17 protein-coding genes are annotated in these 16,203 nt (G+C 50.6%); all 17 read left to right on the top strand.

Annotated elements, in window-relative coordinates:
- Positions 1-68 precede the first annotated feature (68 nt).
- The 17 genes from Q7S09_04565 (at position 69) to Q7S09_04485 (ending at position 16,188) form a co-directional block, all read left to right on the top strand.
- A complete protein-coding gene (locus Q7S09_04565; protein MDO8558428.1) occupies positions 69-965 on the top strand; it encodes an ROK family protein in 897 nt (298 codons plus the stop codon).
- A gap of 97 nt (positions 966-1,062) precedes the next feature.
- On the top strand, positions 1,063-2,001 hold the full coding sequence (locus tag Q7S09_04560) for an FAD-dependent oxidoreductase (GenBank protein MDO8558427.1): 939 nt from the start codon (positions 1,063-1,065) through the stop codon (positions 1,999-2,001).
- A gap of 104 nt (positions 2,002-2,105) precedes the next feature.
- The gene (locus Q7S09_04555; GenBank protein MDO8558426.1) at positions 2,106-2,843 is read left to right on the top strand and encodes a Glu/Leu/Phe/Val dehydrogenase dimerization domain-containing protein; all 738 of its coding nucleotides are present in this window, start codon (positions 2,106-2,108) and stop codon (positions 2,841-2,843) included.
- On the top strand, positions 2,732-3,322 hold the full coding sequence (locus tag Q7S09_04550) for a glutamate dehydrogenase (protein MDO8558425.1): 591 nt from the start codon (positions 2,732-2,734) through the stop codon (positions 3,320-3,322). The genes Q7S09_04555 and Q7S09_04550 overlap by 112 nt, the downstream gene beginning before the upstream one ends.
- Positions 3,323-3,333: 11 nt before the next feature.
- Entirely contained in the window at positions 3,334-5,451 is a 2,118-nt protein-coding gene (locus Q7S09_04545) for an Ig-like domain-containing protein (GenBank protein MDO8558424.1), read from the top strand.
- A gap of 106 nt (positions 5,452-5,557) precedes the next feature.
- Positions 5,558-6,130, top strand: coding sequence for a hypothetical protein (locus Q7S09_04540; GenBank protein ID MDO8558423.1), 573 nt, complete (start codon positions 5,558-5,560; stop codon positions 6,128-6,130).
- A 10-nt stretch (positions 6,131-6,140) separates the two neighbouring features.
- Positions 6,141-7,949: a hypothetical protein gene (locus tag Q7S09_04535; protein ID MDO8558422.1), complete on the top strand. Its 1,809-nt coding sequence runs from the start codon at positions 6,141-6,143 to the stop codon at positions 7,947-7,949.
- Between the two features lie 65 nt (positions 7,950-8,014).
- Positions 8,015-9,040 (top strand): type I glyceraldehyde-3-phosphate dehydrogenase, encoded by a 1,026-nt coding sequence (gene gap / locus Q7S09_04530; protein MDO8558421.1) that lies wholly within the window; start codon positions 8,015-8,017, stop codon positions 9,038-9,040.
- Between the two features lie 8 nt (positions 9,041-9,048).
- Complete coding sequence (locus tag Q7S09_04525; protein ID MDO8558420.1) at positions 9,049-9,489, top strand: hypothetical protein; 441 nt, start codon at positions 9,049-9,051, stop codon at positions 9,487-9,489.
- Positions 9,490-9,606: 117 nt separating this feature from the next.
- Positions 9,607-10,068, top strand: coding sequence for an RpiB/LacA/LacB family sugar-phosphate isomerase (locus Q7S09_04520; protein MDO8558419.1), 462 nt, complete (start codon positions 9,607-9,609; stop codon positions 10,066-10,068).
- Positions 10,065-10,700 carry a hypothetical protein gene (locus Q7S09_04515; GenBank protein MDO8558418.1) on the top strand — a complete coding sequence of 212 codons (636 nt, stop codon included), beginning with the start codon at positions 10,065-10,067 and terminating at the stop codon, positions 10,698-10,700. Before Q7S09_04520 ends, Q7S09_04515 begins: the two co-directional genes overlap by 4 nt.
- Before the next feature lie 14 nt (positions 10,701-10,714).
- Positions 10,715-11,368: an aquaporin gene (locus Q7S09_04510; GenBank protein ID MDO8558417.1), complete on the top strand. Its 654-nt coding sequence runs from the start codon at positions 10,715-10,717 to the stop codon at positions 11,366-11,368.
- Between the two features lie 177 nt (positions 11,369-11,545).
- The gene (locus Q7S09_04505; protein MDO8558416.1) at positions 11,546-12,409 is read left to right on the top strand and encodes a transketolase; all 864 of its coding nucleotides are present in this window, start codon (positions 11,546-11,548) and stop codon (positions 12,407-12,409) included.
- Positions 12,410-12,507: 98 nt separating this feature from the next.
- Positions 12,508-12,990, top strand: a complete 483-nt coding sequence (locus Q7S09_04500; protein ID MDO8558415.1) for an Ig-like domain-containing protein — start codon at positions 12,508-12,510, stop codon at positions 12,988-12,990.
- Between the two features lie 175 nt (positions 12,991-13,165).
- Positions 13,166-14,155, top strand: a complete 990-nt coding sequence (locus tag Q7S09_04495) for a transketolase C-terminal domain-containing protein (GenBank protein ID MDO8558414.1) — start codon at positions 13,166-13,168, stop codon at positions 14,153-14,155.
- A 127-nt stretch (positions 14,156-14,282) separates the two neighbouring features.
- A complete protein-coding gene (locus Q7S09_04490) occupies positions 14,283-15,062 on the top strand; it encodes a DUF5667 domain-containing protein (protein ID MDO8558413.1) in 780 nt (259 codons plus the stop codon).
- Between the two features lie 79 nt (positions 15,063-15,141).
- Positions 15,142-16,188 (top strand): carbohydrate kinase family protein, encoded by a 1,047-nt coding sequence (locus Q7S09_04485; protein ID MDO8558412.1) that lies wholly within the window; start codon positions 15,142-15,144, stop codon positions 16,186-16,188.
- Positions 16,189-16,203 lie beyond the last annotated feature (15 nt).

Below are 16,203 nucleotides of genomic sequence, written 5' to 3'. Positions count from 1 at the left end.
GCGAATCACGGATTACGGATCACGGATTATCTCAATCCGAAGTCCGCAATGCGTGATTACGTCTGATCGTGGCCTACATTATCGGTATTGATATCGGAGGAACGAAAATACACGGCATCCTGATGAAAGGAGGCCGTATTATTGAGCGCGTGCATGTTCTGCACAAAAAAAGGACGCGTGAAGCGGTGCTTGAGGTAATTTTGCGAACTGTGGAGACTCTGCAACAATTTGCCGTGGGAGAAAAAATAGACGGGATCGGCATTGGGGTCCCTTCCGACCTTGACGAAAAAAGAGGAACGCTTCTTTCCGCTCCGAATTTCCCGGCACTAAGAGGCCTGGGTCTTTCCTCATGGCTTCAACGTCGTTCACATATTCCCATAAGGCTCGAGAACGATGCGAGATGTTTTGTAAAAGGGGCCAAGGCGTCTTTTCCGGTTCGTTCGAGGGGCCGTCTGGGTGCACCGATTATTGTTGGGCTGACCATTGGTACGGGTCTGGGAGGGGGAGTTCTGGTCGGTAAAAAGATCTGGGCGGGAGCCCATGATATGGCCGGAGAGATCGGACATACCGTTATAATGCCAAAGGGAGAGCGATGCGTGTGCGGTCAGAGAGGGTGTCTCGAGATGTATGCGTCGCGTAAGTTTATCATGCGGGTCGGAGGGAAAGAACCGAAGGAGCTGGGAGAGTCGGCTTTTTCCGGAAACCGCAAGGCAAAAAAGATTTACGAGGATTTTGGCTATAATCTTGGAATTGGTATTGCGAATATCGCCAATACTCTGGACCCTGACGCAGTAGTACTTGGGGGAGGCATAGCAAATGCACATAAACTTTTTCTTCGTGTCGCGCGGAAGGTGGCGTTTGCGCACATCATATCTGGGCGCGCAAAACGCCTTCCCATCATGCCAGCAAAAAATATTGATGATGCCGGAGCGCTGGGAGCGGCAATGCTATTTGAGAGCTTTTAGCTTTCTAGCTGACTAGCTTTCTAGCTGACTAGCTTTCTAGGAAATTTCGAACTTTTTGGGCTAATAAGCTAACAAGCTGGTAAGCTAATCTTATTTCATGGTCTATGACTTGGTAATCGTGGGCGGCGGAGCTGCGGCGATGACCGCGGGTATCTATGCCGGAAGAAAAAAAATGAAAGTGGCGATGACGGCAGGCGAGATAGGGGGACAGGCGGCGCTGCAGCCCGAGTTTCATAATTATCCCGGGTACATTGATGTTGATGGATACAAATTGGTGCAAAACATGAAACAGCAGGTTTCCGGACTGGAGGTTGATTTGAAGGAGCCGTGGCTGGTCGAGAAAATTATCAGCCGCAGAGAAGAGGGGCGCGAGATATTCCAGGCAGTGAGCGCGAAAGGGGAGGTGATAGAAACGCGGGCCATTCTGGTCGCTACCGGGGGCAAACCGAAGTTCTTGCAAGTTCCCGGAGAGCAGATGCATACGAATAAGGGCGTAACGTATTGCGCGACGTGCGACGCGCCTCTTTTTGTTGGGAAACGCACTGCGGTTATCGGGGGAGGAAATACGGGAACGGAAGCCGCCTTACTTCTTACGAAATACGCGACGAAGGTGTATCTCTTGCACCGGGGAGAAACGCTGAAAGCCGACGAAGTGACGAAAGAGAATATAAAAGCCGCCGGAGAGCAGATCACGGTTATTTATAACGCCATCACCACAGAAATTCTCGGAAAAGACGGATGGGTCACGGGACTGCGCTACAAAGACGCAAAGAGTGAGGAAGTTTTTGAACTTGCCCTTGACGGAGTTTTTATTGCTGTCGGATTTTCTCCGAACTCCGCTTTGGTGAAGGACCTCGTGGAAGTTAATCGGTTCGGAGAAATTGTGGTAGACTCCAAAACCAATATGACATCGCATCCGGGGATCTTCGCGGCCGGCGATGTTACCGACATTCCCTACAAACAGGCGATCATTGCCTCTGGGGAGGCGGCGAAGGCAACGCTGGCAGCTCACCAGTGGCTGATGTCTCAAAAATAATCTCATGTTCTTGTTGTGCCGCTGCATTGGATGTTGCGCTCCGGAGCTCCGCGGAAGTTAATAATCGAGGCATAATTTAAATGAGCGCTTCACTTTTCGAAAACATGATGCGCGGTCTGTGGCGGGCCGGAAAGAAGGCGCATATTAAGCCTTCTGTTCTTAACGTTCTCAAAAACCCGGATAGGATTTTGCGCAAGAAGTTGCACATCAAGCTAGACAATGGCAAGCCCGCGGTTTTTGACGCATATCGGATACAGCACAATAATCTCCGCGGTCCTTACAAAGGCGGTATCCGGTTTCATCCAGATGTCGATTCGGAAGAGGTAAAGGGATTGGCGCTTGGCATGACGCTTAAATGTGCCGTTATAGGCATCCCCATGGGCGGCGGCAAAGGTGGCATCGGCGTTGACCCAAAAGCACTTTCGCCCAAGGAGCTGGAAAGACTCTCGCGCGCATGGGTAAGGGCCTTCTGGCGCAGCATTGGTCCGGATATAGATGTACCCGCGCCGGACGTAGGGAGCGATGCGCGCATCATGGCGTGGATGGCCGACGAGTACTCGCGCCTTATGGGCGTATCCGCATGGGGAGCATTTACGGGAAAGCCCGCGGAGCTTGGCGGTTCCCAGGGCCGGGAAGAGGCGACGGCGCTCGGCGGCATCTATACACTTGAGGAGTACCTCAAGCAAAATTCAAAATTCAAAATTCAAAACTTGCCATTGCCATACAAGGCATGGGGAACGTCGGAGGAATTGCGGCGCAGCTACTTCAGGAGCGGGGACATACGATCGTTGCGATATCCGATTCAAAAGGCGCCTGGTTTAACGCGCAGGGGCTTGCCGTAAAAAAACTTCTTTCTTTAAAGAAGAATGGAAAAAAATTGCCGAAATATAACTTGACCAACGCCGAACTTCTCGAGCTTCCGGTTGACGTTCTGGTTCCAGCGGCTCTTGAGAGCCAGCTGACAAAAGAAAACGCCAAACGCGTCAAAGCAAAGCTGATCCTGGAGCTTGCTAACGGCCCGACAACTCCGGAGGCGGATGCATTGCTGGAAAAACGCCGCATTTCCGTAATCCCCGACATTCTTGCAAATAGCGGCGGAGTCGCCGTAAGTTACCTGGAATGGGTGCAGAACCGCACGGGGTATTACTGGGAGAAGCAAGAAGTGCACGAAAAACTCCGCAAACTTATGACGGAAGGGCTAAAAGCGGTGCTTCAGGAAAAAAAATCTTCCCGTACATCATTGAAATACGCGGCATATGCCGTTGCGCTGCGGCGTCTTGAGCGGGCCTCTGTGCTCCGGGGAACAAGAAGCATAAATTGATGCGGAAAAATATGAAAAAAATCTCTTTGGTTTTTTTGGTTCTTATAGTTTTGGCACTTGCCGTACCGGCGCTAGCGCATGCGCAAGTGGTTTTCGGCAGTGCGTCCATACCGAATTTTTTGAATGCAAGATCTGTTAAAGAACTTATCACCAATCTTGTTAATTTTCTCGTCTTTATCGGCATCATTGCAGCGGCCTTTCTTATTGTGTATGCCGGTGTGCGCATGATGCTCTCATTTGGCAACGAAGAACGATATCGAAAAGCGAAGGAAATCCTGCTGTGGGCCGTCATAGGGTTTACCATACTTATTCTCGCAAGGGTCTTTGTGCAGGTAGTAGGCACTTTCGTCGGCACGGGAAGCCCGGCCGGAGTTACCGGTAGTAACGGAGAAGAAGGCGGTCCGGCATCTGCGCCAATGATCTTTGTTGACATGAACATCTCCGGCGATGGCGAAGGGAGCGTTATTTCTGCAGCCGGAGCGCCATTCGACGGATTTTATACGCCACCGACGCTCGACAGTGGAGAATATATCGCAAAACTTCTGGATGTGAACGGTGAGACGCTTTTTGTGCATCCGTTCAATGCTCCCAATACCGTGATCGGAGAGGTCCTGGATGCATCTGGCAATATTGACCCCGCGCAGCTTGTCGGGGGGGATATCGGATCATTGAACGCCGGCATGGTTTTGCCGGCAATTACCGGAGCCAAAACGCTTGTCATTACCGATGCGATTGGAAATTTCATTACCCAACAGACTGTTGCAAGTGCGATCCAAGAATCACACAGAAAATTCGCGCTTCGGCACGGTTCCTCCGGCATCGCATCCGAAATGACGTTCAAGTTCGCTCCGAATACCGCGCGCGCGGCAGGCGGAATGCTGCGTATTGCGGTGCTCGGCGTGAATTATCCGAGCCAGGAGGAGTTTGACGGAGACTGGCAGGCGTTCAGGGATCTTCTCCTTTCTCTTGAGCCATATGCCGCATTCGCTTCGGCCATCAGCATTGAACCGGTCGGCTTTCTCCCGCTTTCCGATACGCGTCTTAACTGTTCCCAGAACGAATGCGCTCCCGCCTATTCCTGCAATCAAAGCGCCGTAACAGCCCTTACGAATTCTCAAGGGCCGTACGATACGGTCTTAACATTTGTTCGCTCGGGTACGTTGGATGCTCCTACCGGCTGCGCGTATTTCGATACCAGCATATCGTCTTACGATCGAAACCATAATGAGATGGACCTTGGCGTTGGAGGACAGGCATTTGTTACAACGGTTGGGGGGAAAAGGAATTTTGTAGCCAGAACCGCGGTACATGAGTTCAGCCACTCCTTCGGCAGTCTGCTTGACGAATACCACAACAAGCCAACGCCATACTTTTCGGGAAGAAACTGCGATGGGTCGCAAACCTGCCCGCTTTGGGATAACGCCACATATAATATTACAGCCTGTATCGCCGGATGCGCGGGCAAAACGGTTTATTACCGATCGTCTCCAAGCTCTCTCATGCGTTCGCTTTCCGACCCTTTCGGGTACAACGCTTTAAGCAGGGTATTGTTGCAAAAGCGCCTTGCCAAAGTTGGCATAGCGCCTTTCCCCGGCGCCGACACACAGAAGCCAACGGTGAATATCACGAGTCCCAAGCAAACCAACCCCGTAACGGCGCTCAAGGACAATTTCGCTATCTGGGCGGTAACAAGCGACAATGTAGGGGCGGTCAGGGTTGATTTCCTCGCAAATGATGCGCTTATCGGAGCAGGCAGGCGAGGGGACGATCTTAAATCTTTCGAGTTTGACTGGGATATTTCAAGCATTAACGACGGTTCCTATCGCTTGCAGGCAAAAGCGTATGACGCGGCGGGGAACAGCAGCGTCTCGCCGGGCGTCGTTGTTACCCTTGCCCCTGCCGATGCCGCATGTGTTCCCAATTGCTCCGGTCCGCCGGTAAAATGTGGAGGAGATAATGGATGCGGCGGGACGTGCAATAATACCTGCACCGGGGTGCAGGCCGTCTGCCAGCCAGACAATACTACCTGTTGTGTCCCAAACAAGGGCAGCGCATGCAATACGAACATTTGTATTGAGAATATGAGCATACAATGCGATGGCTCGTGCGGCGGTGGCACAGCTTTGTGAACGTACTTTGCGCATGTGTGTTTAACGCCCGAGCCGTCCTTATTTTGGGAATGGCGGAGAATTTTAAAGCTTTTTTGAATCCCGAGGTTAGTGTAAAATTATAGCCATGGCATCTCGATCAAAAAAAATTCTTTTGATTTCAATAATCATCGCTTCGTTTATCATGGCACTCGTCATTTGGAGATACGGGGTGCTGCAACGATTTTTTTCCATAAACAGTCCTGTTACATATCTTGTCAGCGATCCCGGGCGTAATTACGGGCCGCAGATCTCGCAAATTCCCGCACCCGGCATGCCGATTGAACTGCCGCCCGTTTTTTCCAAGCCCGGAGCGCTTCCCCACGGATTTCCGCAAGACCTTATTATCGAAAGAGATATTATTTTTAAACAAAGCTGGAGACAGGAACATCCGGGAGAGCAGTACGCCTATCTTTTAGTTGAATATGTTTCGAAACGATCTTTGGAGGAGCATAAAGAATATTTTTCTGACTATTTCGCAAAACGGGGCTGGGAGTTCATCCAGAATGCCATGACCCAGGCCGATGCCAACGAGGGGAGGCTTGATGCGGTAAAGGGAGAGGACGGCGTGCGCATCGCGATGGTGCAAATTCCTACGGGAGAAGTTGGTATCCAGGTCTCGTATAGGCAAAATGGCAGACAGACCATTGAACAACGATGAATAAGATGATATGAGAGACAAGTTTTCAGAAAAAAAGAGAAGCGCGTACGTCGTTCTTTTCAAGGAAGCGAGCTTTCTTCTTTTTTCGTTGGCAATGTTTGTTGGCGCGGAGAATATTGCGCACGCGACCAGTGCCTTTCCCGGGCCGGCACCGGTATTCGATCCGGCAAGCGGCAACATGAATGTGCTGACGGGATACGGGTATGGTTCGGATGACAGCGAGGCCTGGCTCTATGACTTCAGGTGCGAACTGAACGTTGATGGGACGACCGATACCTGCCAAGGTCCATGGGCCACAGCTGGTTTTTGCGGAAGCGGAGGACAGGGAGGAAGTCTGCCTAAAAGTTTTTGTCCGGCGAACCAAGTTGTTAATTGGTGGGGATATACTTTCTCGACTACGGACGGAGGAGGTGTGCCGAATCGGTGTGGCAGCACCTCAAATCCCTCACAGGTCTGCGTCTATCAGGATTACCAGCAACTTGATCCCAAAACGAATCTTCGGAAGGGTGGAAGCGCCGGATACAACGCGCCGAATGACGGAAACTGCGAAGAGGCCGGGTATTCATCCGAAGGGAATTTGAAAGCGGTAAGCAGGATTGACGGAAACGGAGCTCGGCCATGGCAGATTGTTAACGGTCTTATGCTTTCAATTTCCAGTGACGCGAGTGCGCAGGCCATTATGCTGGGGTGCGTGAGCGTTCCGCCCGTTCCGGCTCCGACGCTTCGGATTGAAGCGGCCGCTCCTCAAGGCGCGTGTCAGGCGAACAACACGGTTACGGTCCGATTGAATTGGGATGACCGCAAAGCCTCCCAGTATACGGTGATATGGTATAACGCAAGCGATATTGAGATAGGAAGAACTCCCGATCTTTTGATCCCGGGTTCTGTTTTAGCCTACGACATTAGCGGCCTTTCCAAGGGGACGCTATATAAATTTGAGGTCAAGGCGCGATACGACGGTGCCGGCAAAGATTCTCGTGGCGCCATGATCTCAAACAGGATTTCGGTTACTACGAATTCGTGCCTTGCTCCGGGAACGCATTTTGAATGCGTATCGGGCGCATGCATTGCCGTTCCGAACACCGCCGGCATTTGTGCAAATCAAAATGCATGCACGGCAAGCGGTGCTTCGTGCCCAGGCGCGATTCTTCTGGCGCTCGATAAGGCTAGCTATGGAGCAGGAGAAGTTCCCATCTATACCATAACCGGAGGTGCGCCCAATTCCGATATTCTCTGGTCAAGCTGGAAAGACGGTGTGCCGACGGGAGAACAAAATACGTTTTATGGACACGTCACGGATGCCTCCGGAAATTGGACCGGTGCGGGGTATGCTTGGGTGCCGAGACTTGCCGGGTCATGGGTTAAGAAAGTAAGTATAAACAGTTTTACCGCTGACGCCGTATTTTCCGTCTTCTCGAGCGTCGGCGATAAAAAATGCGGTTCACTTAGCGGTCTAAACGTTATTTGCCTCAATCGAGGAGACTCCTATATTCTTGACGGCACTATCGTTTATGGAGCGGGTCCGGCCGAGCCCCCAAAGATGAGTATCGGCGCTGCGGGGCTTGGATATATTCCCATGAGTTATCCGTTCGGCTGTAATGCCAAGGGCGAGCAGAATTCTATCGGTGTACGGAATATTGCGGATGATAAAATTTGCGAAGTCCTCTTTGCAAATACCAACACGGAAACGATATCCGGCATCGGCGTCTACACCATCACGGCAAACGCCGACGCGCCGGAGGGGGATTATCCGTTCGGTCTTGTTTCAAGCTCCGGCTCAACCGTCGCGGAACCGGATTTCTACGTGCGGATACAATAATACCTTCGTGTTTTTACCATACCGTGATATAATTATCTGATAGATAAGCATCAAGCACATGCATTATGAAAAAGCTTCGCATAGCCATTAACGGTTTTGGCAGGATAGGGCGGGTATTTTTTCGCCAAGCATTCGACTATGGCGGCATTGATATCGTTGCGGTAAACGATTTGGGTGATGTTGAGAATCTCGCCTATCTCTTGAAGTACGACACCGTATACGGAAAATACGAGAGACAGGTGGGAAGCGATAAAAAACAGGGCAAGCTTGTGGTAGACGGAAAGGAAATCCAATTTCTGCAAGAAAAAGACCCGGCAAAATTACCGTGGAAAGAGTCGGAGATCGATGTAGTCATAGAAAGCACGGGATTTTTTGAAGATTACGAAAAAGCATCAGCCCATGTCACGGCAGGCGCCAAGCGTGTGATTATTTCGGCTCCCGGCAAGGGCAAAGAAGGAGAGGCGGGGGTCACGGTGCTTATGGGGCTGAACGAAGACCGTATGGTAGGATGCGCGGTAACTTCCAATGCTTCCTGCACCACTAACGCCGCAAGCCCGGTTGCGGCTGTTATGATGGCAAATCCCGGCGTTAAAAAAGCCATGCTGTCCACGGTACACGCCTACACGGCAACCCAGAAAATCGTGGATAGTCCCGATGCAAAAGATTGGAGAAGGGGACGCGCAGGCGCGCAAAACATCGTACCCTCAACCACGGGTGCGGCCATTTCCGTCGGAAAAGCCTTGCCGGAACTTGACGGGAAGTTTGATGGCATCGCGATCCGCGTGCCCGTCTCGACGGGGTCATTGGTTGACTTTACGTTTGTAGCTTCTCGAAGAACCTCGGTTGAAGAAATAAACGATATTTTCCGCAAAGCGGCCGCCGAGCCGCGTTGGAAGGGGATATTGGCCTTAACCGATGAACAACTCGTCTCATCCGACATTATAGGAAATCCGCACGGGTCCATCGTCGATACATCCTTCACCAAGGTTATTGACGGAGATCTGGTGAAAGTGCTTGCCTGGTATGACAACGAATGGGGGTATGCCGCAACGCTTCTGCAGCATGTTATTAAAGCCGGAAAACTATTATAGAACCGGATATGCTTAAAAAATTTCTTAAATTTTTTGCAAAATATATTCTCGTCGGCATTCTTCCTTCCGCGATGCTTTCACTTGCCATAAAAAAACTTGAAAACGCTCCGCATAACGCAAGCGAGCATGCCGATGAAGTGCTGCTCAATGCCGCACTTACCTCGGTTGTAACTGTGGCAACGCTGGGCGCATCGCTTTCTTTGGTGCGCTGGCTTGTGGTGTCGCGCGGAGTGGAGTCCGGCCCGTTGATATTACTTGTGGCGTGGCTCGCGGGCATTGCGGTATTGCTCTTTACAGTGCTTCCCGCGTACTGGTCATGGAAGCGCTACGGATTTCATTACGGACTGCTCATGATCGCTTCTACCGTATTGGGCATCATCGTGCTTGGGATTATTCTTGTGTCTTTGTTGTTGTTTTTCGGCCTGGGCCTTAAACTGCTCCGCACCTAAAAATAAAAAATCAAATATCAAAAATCAAAATTAAGGAGTGGAAGTTTTTCTTGCAAGAAAAACTTCCACGATATTCCTAAATTTTCCATTTTGACTTTTGCATTTTAAATTTTTGCTATGCTTTACATCGGCTCCGACCACGGAGGGTTTCAAAAAAAAGAGGAAATAAAAAAACTCCTGCAAGAGATGGGTGTTGAATTTACGGATGTGGGGAATGCCGTCTACGACCCGGATGACGACTATCCGGATTTTGCGCGCAAAGTGGCAGAGGCCGTCTCAAAAAACCCCGATCAAGACCGCGGCATTCTGCTTTGCCGGTCCGGGGTCGGCGTGGATGTGGCGGCGAACAAATATCCTAATGTGCGCAGTTCCCTGATCGCAACGGACGAGATGGCGCGTTTCTCGCGCCTGCATGATAATGCCAACGTTCTGTCGCTTGCCGCGGATTATCTTACCGAAAGAGAAACTTTTCATTTAGTGAAGACGTGGCTTCAGACGCCTTTTTCCGGAGAGGAACGGCACATGCGCCGGCTGAAAAAACTTGATGAAATAGAGAAGGCGGCCCAAAAGTCTGCATGATAGAGGTTATACCATCCATCAATCATAAAGATCCTGAAGAGATCCGCCGTCGTATTCGCCTCGTGGAACCGTATGTGCATTGGGTTCACGTGGATGTGAGCGATGGTGTTTTTTCGTCCGTTAAGATATTCAATGACCCGGCCGCGCTCTATGATTTCAAAACGCCTCTTAATATCGAGCTGCATCTTATGATAGATAGGCCCGAGGAGCATCTTGCCGAATGGCTGAAGACGGGAGCAAAGAGGTTTTTGGTGCACGTTGAATCCACGACAAATTTTTCTATGATCAAAGAGCGACTGGATAAAGAGAGCCGGGAGATCGGAGTGGCATTGTGTCCCGAGACCCCCGAAGGCGCCTACGCGCCGCATGCTCCTCTGACACCTTATGTGTTGGTGCTGGGCGTCACGCCGGGTCCTTCGGGGCAGACCATGCGGTCGGATATTATCGACAAAGTTGTGCGTTTACGTAGGCAATTCCCTTCTTGTATAATAGAAGTTGACGGTGGCGTCAGCTTGGCTCTCGGCACGGCTAAAGCGGCGGCTGGAGCCGGCGCCAACGCTCTTTGTTCGGGTTTCGAGATCTTCTCAAGTTCGGACATCGCGCACACCGTAGAACAATTTAGGAATCTCTAAGATCTGTAAATTCTATGCTCAAAGTCGTTCTCGCCGAATTTATCGGCACATTCGCGCTTATTTTTATCGGTGCAGGCAGCGTTCTTGCCGGCGGGGGTCTTGTGGCCATTGCGCTTGCTCACGGGTTTGCGATCGCCGCGATGGTATATGCGGTAGGGCATGTTTCCGGGGCGCACATGAATCCCGCAGTGTCTATCGCGATGTGGGCAAGAAAGAAGCTTGGCAGGGACCTGATAGGGATTTACATAGGAGCACAATTAGGCGGCGCGATTGTTGCGGCTATTTTTTTGCGCATACTTGCTCCTGTTGCGTTCATAGCCGGAGGCGGCGGTACGCCGGTTCCTGGAGCCGAAACCTCGTTGGTACAGGGCATGATGATAGAGGCTCTTTTAACGTTCCTGCTCGTTTTTGTTGTGTTCGCCGTTACTGACGAAGGAAGCGGCGCAAAGAATCTGGCGGGACTTATCATTGGGCTTACCATTGCAATGGATATTCTTTTGGGAGGACCGTTCACGGGTGCTGCAATGAACCCGGCGCGCGCTCTGGGACCCGCTTTGGTGAGCGGCTCATGGTCGGGACACTTCATATATTGGATAGGGCCGGTTCTTGGAGCGCTGGGTGCGGCGTTCTTGCATAGATTCTTTGAGAAAAAGAAAGGTTTTTTTTGATGTTTTGTCAAAAAACTTCTTGGAAATTTTTGGAAACAAAACAAAACCCCATACTTATTCTTGCAAGAATCATTATCTTAAGATGAGGTGAGGCGTAAGCCGCTACCGCGCGATGAACAACCGTATCACCACACGTTTGCTCTGAAATAAGTGCGGGGTTCGTAAAACAATTTTAGTATGTCCCATCTTCACGACGACAAAGTTAAATTTTTGGAAGCGAAGGCCCAGGCGATACGGGAAGATCTCATTCCCATGCTGCTTGCGGCAGGTTCGGGACACACGGCGGGCCCCTTGGGCATGGCCGATGTGTTTACCGCGCTCTACTTTCATATTGTCAAGCACGACCCAAAAAACCCCGGCTGGGAAGAACGGGACCGCATCATTCTCTCCAACGGCCACATCTGCCCCGTGCTTTACGCAACGCTTGCCGAGGCGGGATACTTCCCCAAAGAGGAATTAAAAACGCTCAGAAAATTCGGCTCGCGTCTGCAAGGTCATCCGCACCGCGAGAAATTGCCCGGCATTGAAACTTCGTCGGGGCCACTGGGCAGCGGAACGTCGCAAGGGGTTGGCATGGCCATTGCCGCGCGCATGGATAAGAAAAAATGGCAGGTACACTGTTTGGTCGGCGACGGAGAGTTGGATGCGGGAAATAACTGGGAAGCCTTCATGCTTGCAGGGAAACTGAAGCTCGACAATCTTACGGTGCTCATTGACCGCAATAACATACAGATCGACGGCATGACGGAGGACATTATGCCGCTCGAACCCCTACGCGCAAAATTCGAGGCGTTCAACTGGCACGTTATCGACATTAATGGGCATAATTTCGAAGAGATCGTAAATGCGTATGAAACGGCGCGCGCGGTGTATGAAAAACCCGTGTGCATTATTTCCCACAATATTCCTGGCAAAGGCGTGGAATCCATTGAATTCGATTACGCATGGCACGGCATCCCCCCCAAGGACCAGAAGCAAGCGGAGGATTTTCTTAACCAACTGCGCACGCTCGGAGGAAAAATAAAAAGCGAACATGAGTAATCAGCTTATAGCTCATAGATTGTAGCTTATAGGAAACCCTCCTTTTGGGGATGGATATTTCTAAAAGCTATTAACCGAAAGCTAGAAGCTCAAGCAGTATGCCCGATAATGTTTCTTTTCGTTTAGTGAAGGGTAATGGTTCCGAGATTTCCAAGTGGTATCCATTCTGGATAGGGACCATAGTGGGGTTTGCGTTCGTGTTTTTCGCGTTTTTGCTTGCCGTTGTGGAAATTTCGCGGGCAAACCGCACGCAAACGTCTTTTTTTGATTTTTCAGACCGTATGATGACGCAAATCAAGCGCGGAAGCATGATGCAGAAGGACGGTGTCCGCATCCTTACTCCGGCAAAAAATGCTAGCGTAAGCGGCAAGATCCAGATAAGCGCGGTATCGGACAAGAACGCATCGGCGGTGAAGTTCCTTTTGGACGGCGCGGAGATTGCCGTTTTTTCAGCGGAGCCTTATGTCTTCGCATGGGATACGGCCGGCGCAAAAAATGGCGAACATATTATCGCGGTGCTTGCGACGGACGCGATAGGATATTCAACGATTACACAGCAGAGCGTAACGGTGGCGAACTAGTTTTTGTCTTCGAAAAATTGTCTTAAGCGCGCCGCAACAAAAACATAAAAAGAGGGGATGGTATAGACATGGAATATGTCGGCTGCCCCATCCGTCTGCTGGCGGACGACTCCCCACCCGCCACGTCTTATTATAAAACTTATAAGTTATCAGCTATAAACCTAATAGCTCGCACATGCCCGTAAATCCAAAAGCAAAACTTGTTGAGAATCTGTTCGATCCTGCGATCAAGCAGGAGCCGACCCGTATGGGGTATGGCGAAGGTTTGAAATTACTCGGGGATAAAAATCCTAATGTGGTGGCGCTTTGCGCGGATCTTACGGGCTCGACGCAGACAAAAAAGTTTGCCGATTCGTATCCGGACAGATTTGTGCAGATGGGTGTGGCGGAGCAGAATCTTGTTACCGTGGCATCCGGCATGGCCGCAGCGGGGAAGATTCCTTACGTTGCCTCCTACACGATGTTCTGTCCGGGAAGGGCCTGGGAGCAGGTGCGCACCACTATCTGCTATAATGACCAGCCGGTGAAAATCGCAGGCGCCCATGCAGGAGTTTCCGTAGGACCCGATGGCGCGACGCATCAGGCAATAGAAGATATCGCTATCATGCGCACTCTGCCCAATATGCAGGTTTTTTCTGCATGTGATTCTATCGAGAATCGGAAAGTGACCATGACCATAGCCGATACGGGAAAACCCGCGTTTTTCCGTTTCCAGCGGGAAAAAACGCCGGTGTTCACTACGGAGGAGACCCCCTTCCAAATCGGCAAAGCGCAGGTTTTTTGGGAAGGGAAAGATGTTGCGATTATTGCCTGTGGTCCCCTCGTCTATAACGCGCTTCTTGCGGCACGGGACCTGGAGCAGGAGGGCATTTCTTGTATGGTGGTGAATAATGCTTCCATAAAGCCGATGGATGAGGAAGTAATAACGAATGCGGCCAAGACCTGCGGGGCGGTGGTCACGGTCGAAGAACATCAAATTATGGGAGGCATGGGGTCGCGCGTCGCTGAAATTTTAGTACAGCACCATCCTGTTCCTATGGAATTTGTTGGAGTTCACGACCGTTTCGGCGAATCGGGTGAACCCAACGAGCTCATTGAAGCCTTCGGCATGGGCGTGGGGTCTATCAAGGAAGCGATAAAGAAAGTACTTAAGAGAAAGTCATGAGTGGCAGCGCGAAAGAAAAACTTCCTCGCCTCGCTGAAACTTTGGCGAAGCGGGCTAACTCTCCACCAGCCGGCGGATCTCCAGAAAAATATTTTTTAAAAGTACGAAATCTGTTATTTTTAGAGATATGAAATACACCATCTCTTTAATTGCTTTGTCATTGCTTTTTTCTGGTTTGGTTTTCGCCAAAGCCGAAGGATTACCAGACTCGGGAATCACGCCCGACAGCCATTTTTATTTTTTGAAAACCTGGAAGGAAAATATCCAGACCTTCTTTACCTTCGGGGCGGAAAACAAGGCCAAACAATATCTTCACTTGGCGGACGTGCGTATGGCCGAGTACCAGAAATTGATTGAAAAAGAGAAAACAGATATTGCAGAGAAAACCCTTGAGAAATATAAGAATCAGCTCCAGCAGGCACTTGATAAGATCAGCGAGATAAAAAAATCGGGAAAAAACGAGACCGATCTCTCCACGCGTTTCGAGCAAGCTATTACTAAACATCTCCAGGTGCTCCAGGTCATTCTTTTAAAAGTTCCAGAGCCGGCAAAATTAGGAATTCAAAACGCCATTAATGCTTCACAAAAAGTGATTGAAGAAAGGGATGCGTCAACTCAAGACACTTCCAAGCTTTCAGGCGTTCTCTTTGGACTTACACAATCCTCCAACTATGAGGAATTCGCTAGAAAAAATGGGCTGCAGATTACGAGCGGTTCCATTAAGGTCTATATCTATATACAAAACATAACCTATAATGACTATGTCATGTCGGACGATATCGGTGTTAAGCAAAAAGGAACGGATAATATCGTGCAAGCTCTAGTTCGTGTTGAAAAGCTCTTACAGCTTACGGAGGACCCGCATGTTCGGCTTATAGAAATGCCGGTAAGAGGAGTGCCGTTATAGAATTATTGTTATCGTTCAAGCCTAGTTGAGACCTATGCCGATCACTTCGTGACTCGGTCACTCAATCACTTTGTTGCCTGTGTACGACATTATCACCATTGGAACTGCGACGCGCGACGCTTTCATAGAAAGCCCCTCGTTTGTTTTGAGAAAAGAGAGAAAATTTTCGACCGGACAGGCGCTCTCTATGCCCGCAGGAGCAAAGATAGACGTCTCAAGGATAATTTTTACCACCGGAGGCGGCGCGACGAATGCTGCAGTGACCTTTGCCCGGCAGGGACTGAAAACCGCATGCATTGCAAAAGTGGGAAGCGACGTGTCGGGCGAAGAGGTGAGAAGCGGGCTTTTGGGCGAGCATGTTGATGCGCGCTTTTTATTGAAAACAAAAAAATATTCCACGGCCTATTCCCTGCTTCTGCTATCCGGGGGCGAGCGCACTATTTTAGTATATCGGGGAGCGAGCGAACGCCTTCTTCCGGAAGATATCGCATGGGAAGAGCTGAAGACGCGATGGTTTTTTCTGTTTCCTGGCGGTGCATTCAAGACGTGCGAGAAAGCATTGCGGTATGCCAGGGCGCACGGCATCCGCACGGCGCTGAATCCTTCGCTTCCCATGCTTAAGCGCGGCGCGGCGTATTTTAGAAGCATGCTTCGGCAGGTGGACGTGCTTATTATGAACCGCGAGGAGGCAAGCATGATCACCGGTATTCCATATCGGAAACACGAGGCCATTTTTAAGAAAATTGATGAATGGATGCCGTGTCTTGCGGTACTTACGGATGGAGCGCATGGAGCTATGGTTTCCGACGGCGCAAATCTCTATACTGCCGGGGTTTTCCGCGAGAAGCAATTGGTCAATCGTACGGGAGCTGGGGATGCCTTCGGGTCCGGTTTTGTGGCGGGGCTGATTCAAGGAACAAGGAACAAGGAGCAAGGAGCAAGAAAGAAAAAGGCGGCGGTGTGCGATATATACCCGCCGGATGTCATTAAATATGCTATGCGCCTGGGCTCGGCGAACGCAACCTCGGTTGTGGAGCATTTCGGAGCTAAGGCGGGGATTCTTGGCAGGCGCGAATTCACAAGCCCCAGATGGCGCAACTTTGCGGTTAGCCGAAGCCGAATCTGAATTGGCAAAGCGGAT

It is taken from the genome of bacterium (assembly GCA_030649025.1).
Classification (GTDB): Bacteria; Patescibacteriota; Minisyncoccia; order JAUYLV01; family JAUYLV01; genus JAUSGO01.
The sequence above is the reverse complement of the archived record's forward strand: the minus strand, read 5'-3'. Positions and strand labels throughout refer to the sequence as shown.